General features: G+C 69.9%; 18 protein-coding genes. 14 read left to right on the forward strand and 4 right to left on the reverse strand.

Annotated elements, in window-relative coordinates; genetic code table 11:
* Positions 1–229: 229 nt before the first annotated feature.
* The 14 genes from glgA (at position 230) to HSX14_RS16275 (ending at position 18,249) form a co-directional block, all read left to right on the forward strand.
* On the forward strand, positions 230–1,771 hold the full coding sequence (gene glgA, locus HSX14_RS16210) for a glycogen synthase GlgA (RefSeq protein ID WP_173179900.1): 1,542 nt from the start codon (positions 230–232) through the stop codon (positions 1,769–1,771).
* Complete coding sequence (gene treZ / locus HSX14_RS16215) at positions 1,771–3,537, forward strand: malto-oligosyltrehalose trehalohydrolase (protein ID WP_173179898.1); 1,767 nt, start codon at positions 1,771–1,773, stop codon at positions 3,535–3,537. The genes glgA and treZ overlap by 1 nt, the downstream gene beginning before the upstream one ends.
* Positions 3,534–5,612 carry a 4-alpha-glucanotransferase gene (malQ, locus tag HSX14_RS16220; protein ID WP_173179896.1) on the forward strand — a complete coding sequence of 693 codons (2,079 nt, stop codon included), beginning with the start codon at positions 3,534–3,536 and terminating at the stop codon, positions 5,610–5,612. Before treZ ends, malQ begins: the two co-directional genes overlap by 4 nt.
* Complete coding sequence (locus tag HSX14_RS16225; protein ID WP_173179894.1) at positions 5,605–8,403, forward strand: malto-oligosyltrehalose synthase; 2,799 nt, start codon at positions 5,605–5,607, stop codon at positions 8,401–8,403. Before malQ ends, HSX14_RS16225 begins: the two co-directional genes overlap by 8 nt.
* A complete protein-coding gene (locus tag HSX14_RS16230) occupies positions 8,400–8,723 on the forward strand; it encodes a DUF2934 domain-containing protein (protein WP_173179892.1) in 324 nt (107 codons plus the stop codon). The genes HSX14_RS16225 and HSX14_RS16230 overlap by 4 nt, the downstream gene beginning before the upstream one ends.
* A gap of 31 nt (positions 8,724–8,754) precedes the next feature.
* Positions 8,755–10,881, forward strand: a complete 2,127-nt coding sequence (gene glgX / locus HSX14_RS16235; RefSeq protein WP_173179890.1) for a glycogen debranching protein GlgX — start codon at positions 8,755–8,757, stop codon at positions 10,879–10,881.
* Between the two features lie 127 nt (positions 10,882–11,008).
* Positions 11,009–11,764, forward strand: a complete 756-nt coding sequence (locus HSX14_RS16240; protein ID WP_173179888.1) for a PIG-L deacetylase family protein — start codon at positions 11,009–11,011, stop codon at positions 11,762–11,764.
* Positions 11,761–12,372 (forward strand): class I SAM-dependent methyltransferase, encoded by a 612-nt coding sequence (locus tag HSX14_RS16245; protein ID WP_173179886.1) that lies wholly within the window; start codon positions 11,761–11,763, stop codon positions 12,370–12,372. Before HSX14_RS16240 ends, HSX14_RS16245 begins: the two co-directional genes overlap by 4 nt.
* Positions 12,369–12,617: a hypothetical protein gene (locus tag HSX14_RS16250; protein ID WP_173179884.1), complete on the forward strand. Its 249-nt coding sequence runs from the start codon at positions 12,369–12,371 to the stop codon at positions 12,615–12,617. The genes HSX14_RS16245 and HSX14_RS16250 overlap by 4 nt, the downstream gene beginning before the upstream one ends.
* Before the next feature lie 449 nt (positions 12,618–13,066).
* Positions 13,067–14,356 carry a zinc-dependent alcohol dehydrogenase gene (locus HSX14_RS16255; protein ID WP_173179882.1) on the forward strand — a complete coding sequence of 430 codons (1,290 nt, stop codon included), beginning with the start codon at positions 13,067–13,069 and terminating at the stop codon, positions 14,354–14,356.
* An 11-nt stretch (positions 14,357–14,367) separates the two neighbouring features.
* Positions 14,368–15,288 (forward strand): DUF72 domain-containing protein, encoded by a 921-nt coding sequence (locus HSX14_RS16260; protein WP_173179880.1) that lies wholly within the window; start codon positions 14,368–14,370, stop codon positions 15,286–15,288.
* Positions 15,285–16,073: an endonuclease/exonuclease/phosphatase family protein gene (locus tag HSX14_RS16265; protein ID WP_173179878.1), complete on the forward strand. Its 789-nt coding sequence runs from the start codon at positions 15,285–15,287 to the stop codon at positions 16,071–16,073. Before HSX14_RS16260 ends, HSX14_RS16265 begins: the two co-directional genes overlap by 4 nt.
* A complete protein-coding gene (gene clsB / locus HSX14_RS16270; RefSeq protein ID WP_173179876.1) occupies positions 16,070–17,293 on the forward strand; it encodes a cardiolipin synthase ClsB in 1,224 nt (407 codons plus the stop codon). Before HSX14_RS16265 ends, clsB begins: the two co-directional genes overlap by 4 nt.
* Entirely contained in the window at positions 17,290–18,249 is a 960-nt protein-coding gene (locus tag HSX14_RS16275; protein ID WP_173179874.1) for a lysylphosphatidylglycerol synthase domain-containing protein, read from the forward strand. The genes clsB and HSX14_RS16275 overlap by 4 nt, the downstream gene beginning before the upstream one ends.
* A gap of 534 nt (positions 18,250–18,783) precedes the next feature.
* Here HSX14_RS16275 and HSX14_RS16280 read toward each other — a convergent pair.
* The 4 genes from HSX14_RS16280 to HSX14_RS16295 are packed head-to-tail and all read right to left on the reverse strand — an operon-like array spanning position 18,784 to position 21,975.
* Positions 18,784–19,752, reverse strand: coding sequence for a LysR family transcriptional regulator (locus HSX14_RS16280; protein WP_173179872.1), 969 nt, complete (start codon positions 19,750–19,752; stop codon positions 18,784–18,786).
* Positions 19,753–19,804: 52 nt separating this feature from the next.
* A complete protein-coding gene (locus HSX14_RS16285) occupies positions 19,805–20,782 on the reverse strand; it encodes a peptidylprolyl isomerase (RefSeq protein ID WP_173179870.1) in 978 nt (325 codons plus the stop codon).
* Positions 20,783–20,787: 5 nt separating this feature from the next.
* Positions 20,788–21,270, reverse strand: a complete 483-nt coding sequence (locus tag HSX14_RS16290; protein ID WP_173179868.1) for a YbjN domain-containing protein — start codon at positions 21,268–21,270, stop codon at positions 20,788–20,790.
* A 51-nt stretch (positions 21,271–21,321) separates the two neighbouring features.
* A complete protein-coding gene (locus HSX14_RS16295; protein WP_173179866.1) occupies positions 21,322–21,975 on the reverse strand; it encodes a DNA repair protein in 654 nt (217 codons plus the stop codon).
* Positions 21,976–21,998 lie beyond the last annotated feature (23 nt).

The following is a 21,998-nucleotide window of genomic DNA, read 5'->3' on the forward strand; positions in this document are numbered from 1 at the left end:
AACCCTCATCGGCAACGTTCCCCGATAGCCGGGCGGAGGGAAAAATAGTCGAAACTTCTCCGCTCCGCGCCCAGTCAAGGCTTATGTGGGGATGTGACGTCTGTGCTGGGTTTCCAAACTCATCTTTCCATCTGGCACCGGCTCGACAGGCGGTGCAGGAACGATGACCCGCGCACGGACGGTGAGACTGCATCCCCCTATTCAGGGATTTTGGATAGCGGAGGATGATATGGGAAATGCTGTAGCGAGCGCTCAGCTCGGGGGTTTGAGTTCCGTGACCAATCGCCCCCAGCTGCATGTTGAAAGCCTGCACGCCAACAAGAAAAGAATTCTGTTCGTCACCTCGGAGTTCGCCGACCTGGTCAAGGTCGGCGGCCTGGGGGACGTTTCCGCTGCACTGCCCAGGGCCCTGGCTTCCCGACATGACGTTCGCGTTCTCATCCCCGGCTACCGGCAGGTGCTGGAGAGCGGCAACCCGATCCGCGTGATCGGCCGGGTGCCGGGGCATGCCGCCCTGCCCGCCTGCCGCATCGGCCGCATGGATCTCAAGGACGGCCTGATCGTCTACGTCATCATCTGCCCCGAGCTCTACGAGCGCGAAGGCACGCCCTATGGCGACGCCGAGGGCCGCGACTGGCCGGACAACCACATCCGCTTCGCCCGCCTGGGCCTGGCCGCCGCCGAGCTGGCTGCCGGCACCGCCTGCCTCAGCTGGTGCCCGGAGCTGATCCACGCCAACGACTGGCCCGCCGGGCTCGCCCCTGCGTACATGGCCTGGCGCGGGCAGACCACGCCCAGCGTGTTCACCATCCACAACCTCGCCTACCAGGGCCTGATCGACCCGCAGTGCAGCCCCGAACTCGGCCTGCCGCCGGAAGCCTGCAGCCACGAAAGCATGGAGTTCTACGGCAAGCTGTCCTTCCTCAAGGCCGGCATCGCCCACGCCAGCCACGTGACCACCGTGAGCGAGAACTACGCCCACGAGATCACCACCGAGGACTTCGGCTGCGGCCTGGAAGGCATGCTCAAGCACCGTGTCGACCAGGGCCAGCTCAGCGGCATCACCAACGGCATCGACGAGAGCTGGGACCCGCGCACCGACGAGCACCTGGTGGCCAGCTTCAGCGCCCAGCTGTGGCAGGGCAAGCGCGAGAACCGCGAGTACGTGGAGAAGCTCTTCGACCTGGAGCCGGGCGACGGCCCCCTGTTCGCCGTGGTCTCGCGCCTGGTGCAGCAGAAAGGCATCGACCTGACCCTGGAGATCGCCGACGCCATCGTCGCCGGCGGCGGCCGCATGGCCATCATCGGCCGTGGCGAGCCGGCCCTGGAGTCGGCCATGCAGGACCTCGCCCAGCGCCATCCGCGCCGCATCGGCGTGCACGTCGGCTTCAACGAGACCGATGCCCGGCGCATGTTCGCCGGCAGCGACTTCCTGCTGATGCCTTCGCGCTTCGAGCCCTGCGGCCTGAGCCAGATGTACGCCCAGCGCTTCGGCTCGCTGCCCATCGCCCGGCGCACCGGCGGCCTGGCCGACACCATCGAGGATGGCGTCACCGGCTTCCTGTTCCGCGAGGCCGATGCCGCCAGCTACCTGGATGCCGTGCAGCGTGCGCTCAACGTCTACCGCCACCCCGAGCTGCTCAATGCCATGCGCTGCCAGGCCATGGCCTCGCCGCTCTACTGGCACCAGTCGGTCAAGCCCTACGACCGCCTCTACAAACGGCTGCTCAAGGCCGGCTCGATGACGCTGCAGGCAGGGGGTCAGGCTTGATGTTTCCCCTTACGCGCAGCCATGGAGCGCTGCTCGAGGAAGACGGCACCACACGCTTCGCCCTCTGGGCGCCGGATGCCGGCTCCGTCGAGGTGGAACTGGCCGACGGCAGCCGCCACCCGCTGCGCGCCCACGGAGAAGGCTGGTACTGCAGCCGCCTGCCCCTGGGCGCCGGCACCGTCTACCGCTACCTGATCGACGGGCACCTGCGCGTGCCCGACCCGGCCTCGCGGGCCCAGGAGGACGGCCCCCACGGCTTCAGCCGGGTGGTCGACCCCAAGGCCTACCGCTGGCGCCACGCCGACTGGCGGGGCCGCCCCTGGCACGAGGCGGTGATCTACGAACTGCACGTCGGCCTGCTCGGCGGCTTCGACCGCGTCGAGGCGCTGCTGCCCGGGCTCAAGGAGCTGGGCGTCACCGCCATCGAGCTGATGCCCCTGGGGGAATTCCCCGGTGCACGCAACTGGGGCTACGACGGCGTGCTGCCCTTCGCCCCGGACAGCTCCTACGGCCCGCCCGAGGCGCTCAAGCGGCTCATCGACAGTGCCCACGGCCTGGGCCTGATGGTGTTCATCGACGTCGTCTACAACCACTTCGGCCCCGACGGCAACTACCTCGGCCAGTACGCCGGGGCCTTCTTCAACCGCGAGCGCAAGACCCCCTGGGGCCCGGCCATCGACTTCCGCCAGGTGCAGGTGCGCGACTTCTTCTGCGAGAACGCCCTGATGTGGGTGCTGGACTACCGCGTCGACGGCCTGCGCTTCGACGCCGTGCACGCCATCACCGAGAAGGACTTCCTGGTGGAGATGGCCGGCCGCCTGCGCGCCGCCGCCGGCAAGGGCCGCCACCTGCACCTGGTGCTGGAGAACGAGGACAACGACGTCGACCTGCTGGAAAAGGGCTACGACGCCCAGTGGAACGACGACGGCCATAACGTGTTGCATGCCCTGCTCACCGGCGAACGCGAGGGCTACTACGCCGACTTCGCCACGGAGACCACCAGCAAGCTGGCGCGCTGCCTCGGCGAGGGCTTCGTCTACCAGGGCGAGTCCACCCGGCGCGGCCACCTGCGCGGGCAATCCAGCGCGCACCTGCCGCCGACCGCCTTCGTACTGTTCCTGCAGAACCACGACCAGGTCGGCAACCGTGCCTTCGGCGAGCGTCTGGCCAGCCTGGCCGAGCCGGACGAACTCAAGGCCGCCACCGCCCTGCTGTTGCTCAGCCCGATGATCCCGCTGCTGTTCATGGGCGAGGAATGGGGCTCGCGCCAACCCTTCCTGTTCTTCACCTCACACAACGAGGAGCTGGGCCGCGCGGTGCGCGACGGGCGGCGCAACGAGTTCCGCGAATTCGCGGTGTTCGCCGACGAGCAGATCCGCCGCAGCATTCCCGACCCCAACGCCCTGGGCACCTTCACCGGCTCCATCCCCGACTGCGCCACCTGCACCGAGCCCGGCCAGCAAGCCTGGCGCGTCTACTACCGGCGCCTGCTGGAGCTGCGCCACGCGCAACTGGTGCCACGCCTGCCCGGCAGCCAGGCCATCGGCACCCGGGTGCTGGAGGAAAAGGCCGTATCGGCCAGCTGGCGCCTGGGTGACGGCAGCCTGCTGCGCATCGACCTCAACCTCGCCTCCGCCCCGGTACGTGCGCCGCTGCCGCACGACGGCGCGCGGGTGATCTTCTCCAACCGCATGGACCTGGACGACTACCGCCAGGGCCTGCTGGCGCCGCGCAGCGTCGCCGTGACCCTGGAGGACAGCGCATGAGCGACGCCCTGTTGGCCGACCTGGCCGGTGCCGCCGGCCTCAGCATCCACTGGACCGACGCCGACGGCCGCCCGCAGCAGGTGGCCCCCGAGGCCCAGCGCGCGTTGCTCGAAGCTTTGGGCTACCCCGCGCAGAGCGAGCAGCAGATCCACGCCAGCCTCGCCCACATCGACCAGCAGCGAAGCAGCGCCGCCCTCGCCCCCCTGCTGACGCTGGACCAGGGCCAGCCGCTGTCGCTGGCCCGGCATTTCGCCGCCGGCACGCCCTTCCAGCTGCAGCTCGAAGACGGCGCCCGGGTCGACGCCCGGCTCGACCACGAAGGCCGCCTGCCCGCCATCGCCGCCTGCGGCTACCAGCGCCTGCTGATCGGCGACCAGGCGCTGACCCTGGCCGTGGCCCCGCCGGCCTGCCAGAGCGTGGCCCAGCTCTGCGACCACCAGCGCCGGCACATCTGGGGGCTCACCGCGCAGCTGTATTCCCTGCGCCGCCCCGGCGACGGCGGGCTGGGCGACACCCAGGCGCTGGAGGAGCTGGCCCGCAGCGCCGCCGCCAAGGGCGCCGACGCCATCGCCCTGAGCCCGGTGCACGCCATGTTCAGCGCCAACAGCCACACCTACAGCCCCTACTCGCCCTCCAGCCGCCTGCTGTTCAACGTGCTGCACGCCGCCCCCGGCTGCATCCTCGGCGAGCGCGCCATGCAGCAGGCGATCGCCGCCTGCGGCCTGGGTGCCGAACTGGCGCGCCTGGAAGCCCAGCCGCTGATCGACTGGCCCGCCGTGGCCAGCAGCCGCCAGGCCATCCTGCGTGCGCTGTTCGACGGCTTCAGCGGCCCGGAGAACGCCTTCAGCGCCGACTTCGCCAGCTTCCGCGAGCACGGCGGCGACGCCTTGCTGCAGCACTGCCGCTTCGAGGCCCTGCACGGCTTCATGAGCCGCAGCGGCCTGCCCACCGACTGGCGCGTCTGGCCGGAGCAGTACCGCGATCCCCAGCACGAGGCGGTGCTGCGCTTCGCCGCCGAGCACGAGCAGGAAGTCACCTTCCACGCCTTCTGCCAGTGGCTGATCGCCCGGGGCCTGGACCGCGTGCAGAGCGCTGCCCGTGGCGCGGGGATGAAGATCGGCCTGATCGCCGACCTCGCCGTCGGCGCCGACGGTGCCGGCAGCCAGGCCTGGGCCCGCCAGGCCGAACTGCTGACCTCGGTGACGGTCGGCGCACCGCCGGACATCCTCAACCGTTCCGGGCAGAGCTGGGGGGTCTCGGCCTTCTCCCCCGAAGGCCTGCAACGCCACGGCTACCGCGCCTTCATCGAAATGCTGCAGGCCAACCTGGCCCACGCCGGCGGCATCCGCATCGACCACGTCATGGGCCTCAAGCGCCTCTGGGTGCTGCCCCAGGGCGCCCCGCCGGAAGCCGGCGCCTACCTCAACTACCCGCTGCAGGACCTGCTGCGCCTGCTGTCGCTGGAGTCCTTCCGCCACCGCGCCCTGGTCATCGGCGAAGACCTCGGCACCGTGCCCGCCGGCCTGCGTGAAGAATTGGCGCAGCGGATGATCCTCGGCATGCGCGTGCTGCAGTTCGAGCAGGCCGACGGCCGCTTCCTGCCGCCCCACAGCTGGCCCCGCGACGCCCTCGCCACCACCACCACCCACGACCTGCCGAGCATGCGCGGCTGGCTCCTGGGGCGCGACATCGAGTGGCGCGAGGTCACCGGCCAGCGCAGCGCCGAGCACAGCCACGGCGACCGCGAGGCCCGCGCGCGGGAGAAGCTGGCGCTGACCACGGCGCTCTACGCCAGCGACCCGGGCCACGGCCCGGACAGCGACAGCGAGGCGCAGCTGGAGGCCTGCATCGGCTTCGTCGGCCGCACCCCCGCGCCCCTGGTGCTGCTGCCCCTGGAAGACGTGATGGGCAGCGAGGAGCAGCCCAACCTGCCCGGCCCCGGCGACCAGCACCCCAATTGGCGGCGGCGCTGGAGCGAACCGGCCGCCAGCATGCTCGACGGCCCGGGTGCCAGCCGCCGCCTGCAACGCCTCGACGACGCACGCCGCCAGCTGGAGGGCCAAGGCCATGAATGAAGTCCGCGCCACCCTGCGCCTGCAGTTCCACCGGGGCTTCACCCTGGACGACGCCGTGCCCCTGGTGCACTACTTCGCCCGGCTGGGCATCAGCCATGTCTACGCCTCGCCGCTGCTCACCGCGCGCAAGGGCTCGGTGCACGGCTACGACGTGGTCGACCCCACCCGGGTCAACCCCGAGCTGGGGGGCGAGGCGGCGCTCAAGCGCCTGGTCGCCGCCCTGCGCGAGCAGCGCATGGGGCTGATCCTCGACATCGTCTCCAACCACATGGCGGTGGGCGGTGACGACAACCCCTGGTGGCTCGACGTGCTCGAATGGGGCCGGAGCAGCCCCTACGCGCAGTTCTTCGACATCCAGTGGCGCTCCCACGACCCGCTGCTGCGCGGCCAGCTGCTGGTGCCCTTCCTGCGCAGCGACTACGGCGAGGTGCTGGCAGCCGGCGAGATCGCCCTGCGCTACGACGCCGAGGACGGCAGCCTCTACGCCCAGCACTTCGACCATCGCTTCCCCCTCACCCCGCCCAGCTACGGCGAACTGCTGCGGGCCAGCTGCGAGCCGTCGCTGGCGGACCTCGCGGCGCGCTTCGAGGCCCTGGACGGGCAGCCCGATGCCTGGCAACAGGCCCGGGAGCTGCGCCGCCAGCTGGCCGAGGCCACCCCGGACGACGTGCCCATGGCCCGCGCCCTGGAGCATTACCACGCCGACACCCCGGAAGGCCTGGAGCGCCTGCACCAACTGCTCGAGCGCCAGCACTACCGCCTGGCCAGCTGGCGCACCGCCGCCGACGACATCAACTGGCGGCGCTTCTTCGACATCAACGAACTGGGCGGCCTGCGCGTCGAGCGGCCCGAGGTGTTCGAGGCCACCCACGCCAAGGTCTTCGAGCTGATCGCGGCGGGCCTGGTGGACGGCCTGCGCATCGACCACGTGGATGGCCTGGCCGACCCGCGCGGCTATTGCCGGCGCCTGCGCCGCCGGGTCGAGGGGCTGCTCGCCACGCGTCCACGCGCCCTGCTCGGCCAGCACTTCCCGATCTACGTCGAGAAGATCCTCGGCCAGGGCGAACGCCTGGCCGACGACTGGGGCGTGGACGGCACCACCGGCTACGAATTCATGAACCAGGTGTCCCTGCTGCAGCACTCCCCCCTGGGCGAGCTGCAGCTCAACGCCCTGTGGAGCACCCTCAGCGGCCGCTCCGGGCGCTTCCAGGACGAGGTGCTCGAGGCACGCCAGCTGGTGCTCACCAGCTCCCTGGCGGGGGATCTGGAAAACCTCGCCCAGGGCCTGCTGCTGGTGGCGCGCGAAGACATCGCCACCCGCGACCTGACCCTGGGCGCCATCCGCCGCGCACTGCTGGAACTCATCGTGCATTTCCCGGTGTACCGCACCTATGCCGGTGCCTGCGGCCGCTCCGAGCAGGATCGCCGCGTCTTCGAGCAGGCCCTGGCCAGTGCCCGCAGCACCCTGGGCGAGGCCGACCAGCCGCTGTTGCAGCACCTGGACCGCTGGCTCGGCGGCCAGCCCCTGCGCGAGGTGCCGCCCGGCCCGCAGCGCAAGCAGCGGCGCAAGGTCCTGGCGCGCTTCCAGCAACTCACCTCCCCGGCCGCCGCCAAGGCCGTGGAAGACACCGCCTGCTACCGCTCGGCGGTGCTGCTCTCGCGCAACGACGTGGGCTTCGACCCGCAGCAGTTCAGCGGCTCGGTCGCCGAGTTCCACGCCCAGTGCCTGGCGCGCTCGCAGCACTTCCCCGGCAACCTGCTGACCACCGCCACCCACGACCACAAGCGCGGCGAGGACAACCGCGCGCGCCTGGCCGTGCTCAGCGAGCGCTCCGCCTGGTTCGCCGCCCGCTGCGAGCACTGGCGGCGCCTGGCAGCGCCCCTGCGCGCGGTGCTGGACAGCGACGGCGCCCCCAGCGCGGCGGACGAGCTGATGCTCTACCAGTGCCTGCTCGGCAGCTGGCCGCTGGACCTCGACGCCGACGACCGCCACGCCCTGGAGGCCTACCTGGAGCGCCTGCTGCGCTGGCAGGAAAAGGCCCTGCGCGAGGCCAAGCTGCAAAGCAGCTGGAGTGCCCCCAACGCCGCCTATGAAGTGGCCTGCCGCACCTTCCTGCACGACCTGCTGGCGCGCGACACCGCCCGCGAGCTGCGCATCGACATCGCCGCCGCCGCCAACGCCATCGCCCCCGCCGGCGCCCTCAACGGACTCGCCCAGTGCCTGCTGCGCATGACCACGCCCGGCATCCCCGACCTCTACCAGGGCACCGAATTCTGGGACTTCAGCCTGGTGGACCCGGACAACCGCCGCGAAGTGGACTTCGCCCGCCGCATCGACGCCCTCACCGAACCGGCCGACCAGCGCCAGCTGATCGAGCACTGGCGCGACGGCCGCATCAAGCAATGGCTGATCACGACCGTGCTCTCGGTGCGTTATGCCCGCGCCGACCTGTTCGCCCGGGGCGACTACCAGCCGCTGCAGGTGGAGGGCGATCACGCCGAGCAGGTGCTGGCCTTCGCCCGCAGCCAGGGTGGCGACTATCTGGTGGTGCTGGTGCCGCGCCTGGCCAGCGAGCTGCTGGACGAGGCCGTCACCCCACACATCCCGCCAGCACGCTGGGGCGACACCCGCGTGGTGCTGCCCACCGCCATTGCCGACAGCACGCTCACCGGCGTGTTCTCCAGCGCGCCGCTGCACCCCGTCGATGGGCGCATCGCTCTGGCGCAGGCGCTGGCGGACTTCCCCGTCAACCTCTTGTGTTTCAGACCTCACCAGGAGCCACAGCCATGAGTGCAGAAGAACAGCGCATCCGCGAATTCGCCTACCAGATCTGGGAATCGGAGGGCAAACCCACGGGCCAGGAAGCCCGCCACTGGGAAATGGCGCGCAAGCTCGCCGAGTCGGAAACCCGCGGCGAGCGCCCGCCGGCGCCCAAGCCGCGCCGGGTCAGCAAGCCCAAGGAAGTACCGGCCAGCCCGCCCGCCGAGGCCCTCGTCGCCCAGCCGGCCCCGCGCAAGCCACGTGCCGCCAAGGCCCCCGCCGAAGAAAAACCCGCGCTGCTGAAGAAGCCGCGCGCCACCAAGGCCACGCCCAAGGCGCCGAAAGCCTGAGCCCAACCGAGTCGTTTGAGGAGAAGCACCAATGAGCAGGCAACGCTCACGGATAACCGAAGGCCACCCCTTTCCCCTGGGCGCCACCTGGGACGGCCTGGGGGTCAACTTCGCGCTGTTTTCCGCCCATGCCACCAAGGTGGAGCTCTGCCTGTTCGACGCCAAGGGCGAGCGTGAACTGGAGCGTATCGAACTGCCCGAATACACCGACGAGATCTGGCACGGCTACCTGCCCGACGCCCACCCCGGGCAGATCTACGGCTACCGCGTGCACGGCCCCTACGAGCCCGACGCCGGCCACCGCTTCAACCACAACAAGCTGCTGGTCGACCCCTATGCCCGCCAGCTGATGGGCGGGCTGCGCTGGTCCGAGGCGCTGTTCGGCTACACCATCGGCCACAAGGACGGCGACCTGTCCTTCGACGAGCGCGACAGCGCGCCCTTCGTGCCCAAGTCCAAGGTCATCGACCCCGCCTTCACCTGGCCCGAGCAGAAGGCGGTGCGCGTGCCCTGGGACGCCACGGTGATCTACGAGGCCCACCTGCGCGGCACCAGCATGCGCCACCCCGCCGTGCCCAAGCACCTGCGCGGAACCTGCGCCGGGCTGATGAACGCCGAGCTGTTGCAGCACATCCGCTCCCTGGGCATCACCACCATCGAGCTGCTGCCGGTCCACGGCTTCGTCAACGACCAGCACCTGCTGGAAAAGGGCATGAACAACTACTGGGGCTACAACAGCCTGGCCTTCTTCGCGCCCCACGCGGCCTACCTCGCCAGCGGCCACATCAACGAGTTCAAGGAAATGGTCGCGCACCTGCACGACGCCGGCCTGGAGCTGATCCTCGACGTGGTCTACAACCACACCGCCGAGGGCAACGAACTGGGCCCGACCCTGTGCATGCGCGGCATCGACAACGCCACCTACTACCGCCTGCTGCCCGACAACCGTCGCCACTACATCAACGACTCGGGCACCGGCAACACCCTCGATCTCAGCCACCCCTGCGTGCTGCAGATGGTCACCGACTCGCTGCGCTACTGGGCCACCGAGATGCGCGTCGACGGCTTCCGCTTCGACCTCGCCACCATCCTCGGTCGCCATGCCCACGGTTTCGACGAGCGCCACGGCTTCCTCGTCGCCTGCCGCCAGGACCCGGTGCTGAGCAAGCTCAAGCTGATCGCCGAGCCCTGGGACTGCGGCCCGGGCGGCTACCAGGTGGGCGGCTTCCCGCCCGGCTGGGTGGAGTGGAACGACCGCTTCCGCGACACCGTGCGGGCCTTCTGGCGCGGCGACAACGGCCAGATCGCCGGCCTCGCCAGCCGCCTCACCGCCTCGGGCGATCTGTTCAACCAGCGCGGCCGCCGACCCTACGCCTCGGTCAACTTCGTCACCGCCCACGACGGCTTCACCCTGCGCGACGTGGTCAGCTACGACCACAAGCACAACGAAGCCAACGACGAAGGCAACCGCGACGGCAGCGACAACAACTATTCCTGGAACCACGGCGTCGAAGGCCCCACCGACGACCCGGACATCCGCGAGCTGCGCCTGCGCCAGATGCGCAACATGATGGCCACGCTGCTGCTCTCCCAGGGCACGCCGATGCTGGTGGCGGGCGACGAGTTCAGCCGCACCCAGCAGGGCAACAACAACGTCTACTGCCAGGACAACGAGCTGGGCTGGATCGACTGGGAACTCGACGACGAGGGCCGCAGCCTGCTGGACTTCACCCGGCGGCTGATCAGCCTGCGCCGCGCCTACCCGATCCTGCGGCGCGGCCGCTTCCTGGTGGGCGAGTACAACGAGGAACTCGGGGTCAAGGACGTCACCTGGCTGTCGCCCTGCGGCAACGAGATGACCGAGGAGCAATGGCAGGACGGCAACGCCCGCTGCCTGGGCATGCTCATGGACGGCCGCGCGCAACCCACCGGCATCCGCCGCAGCGGCGCCGACGCCACCCTCCTGCTGCTGCTCAACGCCCACCACGACGTGGTCAACTTCCGCCTGCCGGAAGTGGCCCAGGGCACCGCCTGGACGCTGCTGCTGGACACCAACCGCCCCGACGACCGTTCCCTGGAGCGCTTCGAGTTCGACACGGAGTTCACCCTCACCAACCGCTCGCTGCTGCTCTTCGAACTGCAACGGGAGGACGGCTGATGGGCGGCGCCCCGGCCTGCTCCGCCGACCGCCTGGAAGGCGACCTGGCGGAGTACCCGCGCCGGGGCGCCGACACGCCCGGACCCGGTCGCCTCGCCACCTCGGCCGCACAGGGGAGCTGGATGCCATGAGAGCCCACCTCATCCACGGCGACGGCACGCCGCTGCAGGCCTGGAACGCCTCGCAGCACCTGAGCCTGGTGCCGACCATCCGCTGCGAGCGCCTGGTACCGCCGGAAGCCCGCGCGGTGATCGTCGCACCGCACCCGGGCGACGAGGTGCTCGGCTGCGGCGGCCTGCTGCAGCTGCTGTTCCAGCTGCACCGCCAGGTGCTGCTGATCTCGGTCACCGACGGCAGCGCCAGCCACCCCGGCTCGCGCTACTGGACCGCGCACCGCCTCGGCATCGTGCGCCCCCAGGAAAGCGCCGAGGCGCTGCATCGCCTGGGCATCCCGGTGGCGGAGCTGAAGTGGCTGCGCGGCGGCTTCCCCGACACCGGCGTCGGGCGCCACCTGGGCGAGCTCAAGCGCTTCCTCGCCACCTACCTGCAGCCCTCCGACGTGGTCTTCACCCCCTGGCGCGAGGACGGCCACGACGACCATGAGGCGGTGGGGCTGGCCGCCCTCGAAGTCGGCAGCGAGATCGGCGCGCTGGTCCACGAGGTGCCTATCCGGGCCTGGCACTGGGCGAGCCCGGAAGACCCGCGCATCCCCTGGGAGCGTGCGCGCAAAGTCGAACTCGACATCTGGACCCTGGCCCGCAAGCGCCACGCCGTGCAGGCCTTCGCCAGCCAGCTGTACGCCGACCCCGGTGGTGGCCCGCCGGCGCTCGGCAGCGCCAGCCTGGAACGCCTGCAACAGCCCTTCGAGCTGTTCTTCCTATGAGCGTGGCCGACACCTACTTCGACAAGCTCTACCACGACAGCCGCGACCCCTGGGCCTTCCGCCGCCGCTGGTACGAGAAGCGCAAGCGCAGCCTGGTGCTCGCCGCCCTGCCCCGCGGCTTCTACGACAGGGTCTTCGAGCCCGGCTGCAGCAGCGGCGAGCTGAGCCTGCGCCTGGCCGACCGCTGCCACGACCTGCTGTGCTGCGACACCTCGGCGCGCGCCGTGGAGCTGGCCGCCCAGCGCCTGGCCAACAAGCCCAACGTGCGCCTTTTGCAGGCGCGCCTGCCGCAGCAGTGGCCGGGCGGGCGCTTCGACCTGATCATCCTCAGCGAGCTGTGCTATTACCTCGACGCCGACGACCTCGACCGCCTCATCGCGCATTGCCTGGAATCGCTGAACCGCAGCGGCACCCTGCTCGCCTGCCATTGGCGGCCGGAGATCGACGGCTGCCCGCTGACCGGCGACCAGGTCCACGAACGCCTGGCCCGGGGCCTGGGCATGCCGCGCCTGCTGCGCCACGAAGAGCCCGACCTGCTGCTGGAGGTCTGGTGCCACGACGCCACCTCGGTGGCCGAGCGGGAGGGGCTGCGGGAGCACGGTGCATGACCGGCGTCATCCCGGAGCACAGCGAGGAACGGCTGCTCGGCCCCCGCATCGAATCGGTGCTGGCGGCAGCCGCCCGTGTGGGAGCGAATTCATTCGCGATCGACGCCACACCACACACCGTGTTTCACCCGACCTACCCGCCGCCCCGCCATCGATGCCCGGGCCTCACATCGATGCGCGCGCCGCCTTCCCAGGTGCGCGCAGCACACCCTACGGCCGTGCACCGCGCCTCCCCGGACCTGTAGGGGCGAATTCATTCGCCAAGCGGTGCGCAACGCCGCCCGCGTGGGAGCGAATACATTCGCGATCGGAGCCACACCACACGCCGGGTTTCACCCGACCTACCCGCCGCCCCGCCCTCGATGCCCGGGCCTCACATCGATGTGCGCGCCGCCTTCCCAGGTGCGCGCAGTACACCCTACGGCCCTGCACCGAGCCTCCCCGGAGCTGTAGGGGCGAATTCATTCGCCAAGCGGTACGCAGCGCCGCCCGCGTGGGAGCGAATTCATGCGCGATCGGTACTCCACCACACGCCGGCCCGAAACCCGGGCTGCGCCTCGTGCCCAACGGGCAGAAAACCTGAACCGCTCCCTCGCTGCCCAGTCGGAACTATCACAGGTGCCGCCAGGGCACCTGCCGTTTTCCATGCCTGGTCGCCGGCGAGCACCGGCCCGGGCCCGAACAGGAGCCACCCATGAAGGCAGTCGTATTCCATGACGTGGGCGACATCCGTCTCGACGACGTCCCCGAGCCGACCCTGCAGGCGCCCACGGACGCGATCATCCGCCTCACCGCCTCGGCCATCTGCGGCACCGACCTGCACTTCGTGCGCGGCACCGTCAGCGGCATGGTCAAGGGCACCATCCTCGGCCACGAGGGCGTCGGCATCGTCGAAGCCCTGGGCAACGACGTGCGCAACCTGCAGATCGGCGACCGCGTGGTGGTGCCTTCCACCATCGCCTGCGGCAACTGCTCCTACTGCCGGGCCGGCTACTACGCCCAGTGCGACGTGGCCAACCCCAACGGCAAGGAGGCCGGCACCGCGTTCTACGGCGGGCCCCAGGCCACCGGCCCCTTCCATGGGTTGCAGGCGGAGAAGGCCCGCATCCCCCACGCCAACATCGGCCTGATCAAGCTGCCCAGCGAGATCAGCGACGACCAGGCCATCCTGCTCTCCGACATCTTCCCCACCGGCTACTTCGGTGCCGAGATGGCCGAGGTCACCCCCGGCGACACGGTGGCGGTGTTCGGCTGCGGCCCAGTGGGTCAGTTCGCCATCGCCAGCGCCAAGCTGATGGGTGCCGCCCGGGTGTTCGCCATCGACCACCTCGACGACCGCCTGCGCATGGCCCGCCAGCAAGGCGCCGAAGTGATCAACTTCGACCTGGAAGACCCGGTCAAGACCCTGCGCCGGCTCACCGATGGCATCGGCGTCGACCGCGCCATCGATGCCGTGGGCGTGGACGCCGAGCACGCCTGCCACGACCACCACGCCGCCGGACGCATGCGCCGGGAGATGGCCGAACTGACGCCGCGCACCCACCCGGACGGCGACAACTGGCACCCAGGCGATGCCCCGAGCCAGGCCCTGCAATGGGCGGTCGAAGGCCTGGCCAAGGCCGGCACCCTGTCGATCATCGGCGTCTACCCGCAGCAGGCGCGCAGTTTCCCCATCGGCCTGGCGATGAACAAGAACCTGACCATCAACATGGGCAACTGCCACCACCGCAAGTACATCCCCAAGCTCATCGAGCTGACCCTGAACAAGCGCGTCGACCCGGCCAAGATCCTCACCCAGGTCAAGCCGATGAGCGATGCCATCGAAGCGTTCAAGGCCTTCGACCGCCGCGAGAGCGGCTGGATCAAGGTGGAGTTGCACCCACAGCGGATGCAGCCGGCGGGCGATGGCGGCGAAGAAGTGATCGCCGACGAGGCGCAGCTGGAACGGACGCTCGCGTCCGTCACCCCGGCTCCGGGACGCTAGCGGAGGCGAGGATGGCAGAGATCCGTATCGGCATTTCCGGCTGGCGCTACGCCCCCTGGCGGGGTGATTTCTACCCCAAGGGCCTGGTGCAGAAGAAGGAGCTGCGCTTCGCCTCCCGCGCCGTCAACAGCATCGAGATCAACGGCTCCTTCTACGCCCTGCAGACGCCCGAGCGCTACGCCGGCTGGGCGGCCGACACCCCCGAGGACTTCGTCTTCAGCGTCAAGGCGCCGCGCTACATCACCCATGTGACGCGCCTGCGCGAGCTGGAGCAGCCCCTGGCCAACTTCATGGCCTCGGGGCTGTTCCGCCTGGGCGGGAAGCTGGGGCCGGTGCTCTGGCAATTCCCGCCCAGCTTCAAGTTCGACCCCACGCTGTTCGCCGATTTTCTGCAAGCCCTGCCCCACGACAGCGACGCCGCCCGTGACCTGGCCCGCCACAGCGACGCGCGCATGCACGTGGAGGGCTACCTGGACATTCCCAAGGGCCTGCGCCTGCGCCACGCGGTGGAGATCCGCAACGACAGCTTCCTCGACGAGGCCTTCGTCGCCCTGCTGCGCCGGCACAAGGTGGCGCTGGTGGTCGCCGACACGGCGAAGAAGTGGCCCTACGCGGAGGACCTCACCAGCGACTTCGTCTACATGCGCCTGCACGGCGACAAGCAGCTCTACGCCAGCGGCTACTCGGACGCCGCGCTGGACGCCTGGCAGCGCCGCATCGAAGCCTGGACCCGTGGCAGCCAGCCCGAGGACGCCCGGCTGATCAGCGCCAAGGCACCGGCCCGGCGCAAAAGCCGCGACCTGTACTGCTACTTCGACAACGACATCAAGGTGCGCGCGCCCTATGACGCCCGCCAGCTGCTGGAACGACTCGGCCTGGCCGGGCACCTGCAGACCGAACCCGGCCAGCCCCTGGAAGGAGCCGACCTGTGAATACCGTCACCAGTGCCCCCTTGCCCGCCACCGACCTGCTGCCGGCCGTGCACCAGCTGCGCATCATCACGGTGAACACCCACAAGGGCTTCACGCCCCTCAACCGCCGCTTCATCCTCCCGGAGCTGCGCGATGCCGTGCGCACCCTCGGTGCCGACCTGGTGTTCCTGCAGGAGGTGCTCGGCACCCACCAGCTGCATGCCAGGCGCTTCAGCAACTGGCCGCCGACGCCCCAGTACGAATTCCTCGCCGACAGCATGTGGACCGACTTCGCCTACGGCCGCAACGCGGTCTACCCGGAAGGCGACCACGGCAATGCGCTGCTGTCGAAATTCCCCATCCTGCGCTACGAGAACCTCGATGCGTCCATCGCCGGCAACGAGGAACGCGGCCTGCTGCATTCGGTGCTGGACGTGCCCGGCCACCGCGAGGTGCATGCCATCTGCGTGCACCTGGGGCTGCGCGAAGCCCACCGCCGCGAACAGCTGGAACTGCTCTGCCGCCTGCTCGACAGCCTGCCGCCGCTGGCGCCGGTGATAGTCGCCGGCGACTTCAACGACTGGCGCGTGCGCGCCGACGACATCCTCGCCAGCCGCGGCATGGTCGAGGCCTTCGTCAACGCCTATGGCGCCCCGGCACGCAGCTTCCCGGCACGCTGGCCGCTGCTGCGCCTGGATCGCGTCTACGTGCGCAATGCCACCAGCCACTCACCCCAGGTGCTGCTGCGCCGGCCCTGGTCCCACCTGTCCGACCACGCCCCCTTGCTTGTGGAGGTGCACCTGTGAAATTCGACTGGCGTGAAGGCAACCATGTCGAGTTGCTGATCAATGGCGAGGCCTTCTTCCCGGCGGTGTTCGAGGCCATCGACAAGGCCCGCCACGAAGTGCTGCTGGAGACCTTCATCGTCTTCGAGGACAAGGTCGGCCTGCGCCTCAAGGAGACCCTGATCGCCGCCGCACGGCGCGGCGTGCGCGTGGAGCTGACGGTGGACGGCTACGGCACCGCCGACCTCGGCACCCGCTACATCCGCGAGATGACCGAGGCCGGCGTCAACCTGCACATGTTCGACCCACGCCCCCGGGTACTGGGCATGCGCACCAACCTGTTCCGCCGCCTGCACCGCAAGCTGGTGGTGGTGGACGGCGAGCTGGGCTTCATCGGCGGTATCAACTTCTGCGCCGATCACCTCGCCGACTTCGGCCCCATGGCCAAGCAGGACTACGCGGTGGCGGTACGCGGGCCCATCGTCTGCGACCTGCACCGTACCTGCGGCCAGCTGCTGTCCCACAGCGCCAGCGAGGTGCACAGCCTGCTGCCGGAATCGCCGGAAAACCGCGAGGCCGGGCCTGCCCGCATGCTGCTGTCGATCCGCGACAACGAGCGCCATCGCAACGACATCGAGGAACAGTACCTGCGCGCGCTGCGCTCGGCCCGGCAGCGGCTGGTGGTGGCCAATGCCTATTTCTTCCCTGGCTACCGCCTGCTGCGCGAGCTGCGCAATGCCGCCCGGCGCGGCGTACAGGTGACCCTGATCCTCCAGGGCCAGCCGGACATGCCGCTGGTGCGCCTGTGCTCGCGGCTGCTCTACAACTACCTGCTGCGCGACGGCGTGGTGATACACGAATACTGCCAGCGGCCGCTGCACGGCAAGGTGGCGCTGGTGGACGGCGAATGGGCCACGGTGGGCTCGAGCAACCTCGACCCGCTGAGCCTGTCGCTGAACCTGGAGGCCAACCTGGTGATCCGCGACCCGGCCTTCAACCGGCAGTTGCACGACCACCTGCAGCAGCTCGCCGACGCCAAGTGCAATCGCGTGACGTTGCAGCGCATCACAAGGGGCCACTGGTGGCGGGCGCCACTGATCTTCCTCAGCTTCCACTTCCTGCGGCACTTCCCGGCCATCGCCGGCTGGTTCCCCGCCCACTCACCGCGCATCAAGTCGCTGCAGCCGCTGGAGGATGCCGGCGTCGAGCCGGTCTACGAACAACAGGAGAAAAGCTCATGAGCGCGCGCAAGGCCACCTGGAAGACCTGGGCCAAGCGCGGCCTGACGGCGTTCTTCTTCTGCCTGGTGCCGGTGCTGCTGTTCATGCTGGTGAAGAACCTCGACTGGCAGGAAGTGCGCCAGGCCATCGCCAACTACAAGGCCACCACCCTGGCGCTGGCCGGGCTGGCCTGCGCGGCGAGCTACGCCACCTACTGCTGCTTCGACCTGGTGGGCCGCCACTACACCGCGCACAAGCTGCCGGCCTGGCAGACCATCCCGGTCACCTTCGTCTGCTACGCCTTCAACCTCAACCTCAGCTCCTGGGTGGGCGGCATCGCCCTGCGCTACCGCCTCTACTCGCGCCTGGGGCTGGACGTGCCGACCATCACCAAGGTGCTCAGCCTGAGCCTGATCACCAACTGGCTGGGCTACATGCTGCTGGCCGGCTGCGTCTTCTCCCTGCGCCTGGTGGACCTGCCCGAAGGCTGGAAGATCGGCGAGACCGGCCTGCAACTGATCGGCTTCGCCCTGGTGGCCGCCGCCCTCGCCTACCTCGCCGCCTGCCGCTTCTCCAAGCGCCGCAACTGGCGCTTCCGCAACCAGGAGCTGACCCTGCCGAGCCTGCGCATGGCGCTGATCCAGGTCGGCCTGGGCATGCTCAACTGGTCGTTGATGGCGGCGCTGATCTGGATCCTGCTGCCCAAGGAAGCCTTCTACCCGTCGATCCTCGGCATCCTCCTGATCAGCAGCATCGCCGGGGTCATCACCCACATCCCCGCCGGGCTCGGCGTGCTGGAGGCGGTGTTCATCGCCCTGATGCAGCACCAGATGTCCAAGGGCACCCTCCTCGCCGCGCTGATCGGCTACCGCGCCATCTACTTCCTCCTGCCCCTGGCCATCGCCTGCGTGGTGTACCTGGTGCTCGAACGCCGCGCCAAGCAGATCCGCAAGCGCGATTGGGCGCATGAGGGGTGACGCCTATCGCTGTAGGGGCGACTTCAGTCGCCCAGCGATGCGCCGCATCGCCGTAGGTTGGCGCCGAGCGTAGCGAGGCCCAACGGCGTGAAACCCGGCCCCGTCATGTTGGGCTTCGTACCTCAGCCCAACCTATGGAGCTGGCGTTCTGGAGCCCAGCAGATTGCCGAGTTTGCTGATGGCTTCTGTTTCGCCTTGCCGGGCGAGTCCCTTTTAACAATCGCCTTAAAAGGAACCAAAAGCGCTCGCCCCTCCATACGGGTCTGGCTTCGCCAGACTTCCCTCACTCCATCATCGTTTCAGGGGCACGCCGCGAAGGGCCATCCATGGCCCATCGCGGCTCTCGCGACATCCATGTCGCTCAACCCCTGAAACGACGATTGCGCTCGGCCTCCTGAAAGGGGCGTTTGGCCGCTGCTCCAACTTCCTTCCCAGCGCTTCACATTGGTGTACGCATCACCCATCCACTCGCACACCCGCTTCACGTAGGGAGTGCTGTACGTACCGTCCCCGCACCGACTCCCCTTCCGAACGCTAGAACCAATCCCGGCGCTCATCGAAGGCGGCATGCACCAGGGCGACGAGGCGGCGGACTTCCTCGCGCTCTTCTTCGCCGGCACGGACAGCGAGCCAGGCCTGCATGTCCATGCGCGGTTCGAACAACGCCGGCAGGGCCATGAGGTTCTTGTCCAGCTGGCTGACGTAATGGGGCAACAGGCCGATGCAGGCGCTCCACTGGATCATCTGCCGGAGCATTTCGTAGGAGTTGACTCGGGTGACCCCGGCGCGGCGTTCGGCGATGGCCAGGTTCCAGGGTCGCAGCGCCTCGATGCCGGCGTAGCCGTGGAGGTCGACCAGCATGTAGTCCGCAAGCTCCACCAGGCTGCGCGGGCGGCTGGTCTCGCGGGAGTAGCGCTTGGCGATGTGGGGCAGGTATTCCATCTGGGCCAGGCACACCTGGTGGGCGCTGGCGAAACCCGGCCAGGGCGTGGCGTCACCGGGCGGGGCCAGCCATACGCGCAGGTCGGTGTCCGCCGCCGGCGCCTCGCCCTCGTCGAGGCGTGCCAGTTCCAGGCGCACGTTGGCGTGCTGGCGGAGGAAGGCCAGCAGGTCGCGGCCGAGGATGTCGTGCAGCAGCGGCTCGGCGACGGCGATGCGCACCAGCGGCTGGTCTTCGTTCTGCGCCAGGCCCGGGGACAGCACCGCCAGGCGCGCCGCCAGCTGGGTGCGCAGGCGCCGGCCTTCGGGGCTCAGCACCAGGGCGTTGCCCTGGTGCTGGAACAGCGGGTGCCCGGCCCAGGCCGCCAGCACCCCGAGCTTCTTGCGCAGCAGCGTCGGCTTGACGCTCAGGCTGCGCGCCGCCTGCATGAAGCAGCCGCAACGGGCGGCCACCACGAAGAAGTGCGCCGCCTCCATGTCCAGGCCGGCGAAGCCCTCGTCGGCCCCGTGCTCGCTCACGGCGCCGCCGCCGCTTGCCGGGTGGTCGTTCTCCTGCAATGCCATAAACCCTCCTCCGTAAGGTTGCCTCGCGCCGGGCCTCCCGCCCGGCGCCGTCTCAGTGGGCCCGCTCCAGCGCCTGGTTGAGGCTCGCACCGTCGATGCTCAGGGTCGCCGAGCTGACCATGCCGTCCAGGTAGGCCCGTGCCACCTGTTGCTGGCGTTGCGCACGCAAGGCCTGGCGCAGGCGGTCGCGCACCTCGTCGAGACTGGCGACGCGGCCGGGCTGCTGCTCGGTGAGCTTGAGAATGTGGTAGCCGGCCTCGCTGCGCAGCGGCTCGGTCACACTGCCCACGCGCTGGCGGGCGAGTACCTGGCGCATCGCCGGGACGAACTGCGCAAGCGGTTGCAGGCCGGTGTCGCCACCCTGCTCCGCCGTGCGGGCATCCTGGGAATACTGGCGCGCCAGGGCGGCGAAATCGGCGTTGGCAGCCGTCGCGCGGCGGGCCAGCTCGATGGCCTGCTTGCGCACCTGCTCCTCAGCCGCACCGGGGCCGACGGCGAGAAAGATCTGGCTGACGCGGTACAGCGCCGGGGTCATCCAGTTGTCCTTGCCGGCCTCGTAGGCGGCCTGCAGCTCGGCGTCGCCGGGGTAGTCGGCGGGCACCTGGCTGACCGACTCCAGGTAGGTGCGCAGGAGGATCTGCTCGGTGGCGGCGCGGGTCAGGCGCTGGATGTCGGGGCGCTCTTCCCAGCCCTGGGCCTGGGCCTGCTGCAGCAGGGCCTTCTCCGCCAGCCGCCCGCGCACCCAGCCTTCCAGGGCGCCCCGGTCGGCACGCAGCTGTTCGCGGGTGGCCGGCGGCAGGCCATCCAGCACCGCCTGCAGCTCGCCCTCGCCCAGTTCCAGCTCGCCCAGGCGCGCCACCGCACGCTCGGCGGGGGCGGCCTGGGTGGACACCCTCGCCTGCTGCACTTGGGGCGCGGCCTGCACCGCCGCTTCAGGCGCACTGCCCGGGCGCAAGCCGAGCGCCAAGCCCACCGCCAGCGCCACGGCGGCCAGTGCTCCGATGCCGACCATCCGGCCCTTGGCGTTCATCGCGCTCACGCCTCGCTGTCGGCGGTTTCGGCCGGCGCCGGGGTGGCGGCGGCCTGCTCGCGGGCCATGACCTGGCTGTAGTCGCGCAGGTAGGCGATGAACTCCTGCAGCAGGCGGTCCCACAGTTCCATCTGGCCCTGCAGGTGCTGCGGGCTCACGCCGGCGGCGACGATGGCGTCCATCTCCAGCACGAGGAACTCGCCCTGGCGCGAAAGGCGGGCGAAGCGGCGGCTGGCGTTCCACACCTCGGCGAGGCCCGCCGGCAGCTCGCCCTGGATGCGCAGGGCGCAGCTGAAGCAGTAGTCGAGGTAGGCACCCGCGTCAGTGGCCGGATTGCCGAAGCGCACGGCGAAGCCGATGCCCTGGCTGGCGCTGAGCAGTTGCACCACGCCGCCCTGCTCGGTGCGGTTGACGCGGTAGCCGGCGGCCTGCAGGCGCTCGGTGAGCTGGTCGGGGGTGATGCTGTGGATCATGTCGATGGCGGTCATTGCGCGGTTCCTTGTCTGCGGTTCGGTGTCGGCCATGCCGGCACCCGTGGGTCACTGGCCGGCGGCGGGCACCATGGCGGCGTCGAAGTGGGTCTTGTAGAGCGCGTCACCGTAGGTCTGCGCCAGCTCCTCGAACTTCACCCGGGCGCTGCCGGCGAAGGGCTGGCGGATCTTCATCACGTCGCTGACGTCGATCTTTTCGTAGGCCTCGAGGATGTCCTTGGCCACCTGGTACATCTGCTGGTTCTTGGCGGTGCACTGCTGCACCTGCTCGTCACGCGTGGCGAGGTCGGTGGCCAGTTGGGCGCGGGCCGACTCGATGCCACGGGCGCGGCCCAGCAGTTCGTCGTAGGCCTGCTTGAACTTGCCCACCTGCAGGGTGCTGGCCGCGACCTGGGCCTGGGCGGCGCTGCGCAGGCTGTCCTGCTGGCCGGCGAGTTGCTCGGCCTGGCCCTTCGCCTTGGCCAGCTCGGCGGTGAGCTGCTTGATCTGCGCCTGGGCCGCCGCCAGCTGGCCCTCGGCCGCGGTGCGCGCGGCGGCGGCCTGGGCCTGCTCGCTCTGCAACGCCTGCAGCTGCTGGGTGGTGCTGCGCAACTGGGCGCGCAGGCGCTCCTCCATGCCTTCGGCCGAGGCCGCGTTGGCGATGCTGGCCCCCAGCAGCAGGGCAAGGCCCAGCTTCAGCGGCGTGTGCGATCGGGTGTTCATGCTCTCGCTCCTTGGCCACACGC

This window comes from Pseudomonas tohonis (genome assembly GCF_012767755.2).
GTDB lineage: Bacteria > Pseudomonadota > Gammaproteobacteria > Pseudomonadales > Pseudomonadaceae > Metapseudomonas > Metapseudomonas tohonis.

Coding starts and splice junctions, on each gene's coding strand:
- glgA (WP_173179900.1), top strand. CDS start 230: ATGGGAAATGCTGTAGCGAGCGCTCAGCTCGGGGGTTTGAGTTCCGTG.
- HSX14_RS16260 (WP_173179880.1), top strand. CDS start 14,368: ATGGCAGAGATCCGTATCGGCATTTCCGGCTGGCGCTACGCCCCCTGG.
- HSX14_RS16230 (WP_173179892.1), top strand. CDS start 8,400: ATGAGTGCAGAAGAACAGCGCATCCGCGAATTCGCCTACCAGATCTGG.
- HSX14_RS16285 (WP_173179870.1), bottom strand. CDS start 20,782: ATGAACGCCAAGGGCCGGATGGTCGGCATCGGAGCACTGGCCGCCGTG.
- HSX14_RS16250 (WP_173179884.1), top strand. CDS start 12,369: ATGACCGGCGTCATCCCGGAGCACAGCGAGGAACGGCTGCTCGGCCCC.
- HSX14_RS16275 (WP_173179874.1), top strand. CDS start 17,290: ATGAGCGCGCGCAAGGCCACCTGGAAGACCTGGGCCAAGCGCGGCCTG.
- HSX14_RS16295 (WP_173179866.1), bottom strand. CDS start 21,975: ATGAACACCCGATCGCACACGCCGCTGAAGCTGGGCCTTGCCCTGCTG.
- malQ (WP_173179896.1), top strand. CDS start 3,534: ATGAGCGACGCCCTGTTGGCCGACCTGGCCGGTGCCGCCGGCCTCAGC.
- HSX14_RS16255 (WP_173179882.1), top strand. CDS start 13,067: ATGAAGGCAGTCGTATTCCATGACGTGGGCGACATCCGTCTCGACGAC.
- HSX14_RS16225 (WP_173179894.1), top strand. CDS start 5,605: ATGAATGAAGTCCGCGCCACCCTGCGCCTGCAGTTCCACCGGGGCTTC.
- HSX14_RS16290 (WP_173179868.1), bottom strand. CDS start 21,270: ATGACCGCCATCGACATGATCCACAGCATCACCCCCGACCAGCTCACC.
- treZ (WP_173179898.1), top strand. CDS start 1,771: ATGTTTCCCCTTACGCGCAGCCATGGAGCGCTGCTCGAGGAAGACGGC.
- HSX14_RS16245 (WP_173179886.1), top strand. CDS start 11,761: ATGAGCGTGGCCGACACCTACTTCGACAAGCTCTACCACGACAGCCGC.
- glgX (WP_173179890.1), top strand. CDS start 8,755: ATGAGCAGGCAACGCTCACGGATAACCGAAGGCCACCCCTTTCCCCTG.
- HSX14_RS16280 (WP_173179872.1), bottom strand. CDS start 19,752: ATGGCATTGCAGGAGAACGACCACCCGGCAAGCGGCGGCGGCGCCGTG.
- HSX14_RS16240 (WP_173179888.1), top strand. CDS start 11,009: ATGAGAGCCCACCTCATCCACGGCGACGGCACGCCGCTGCAGGCCTGG.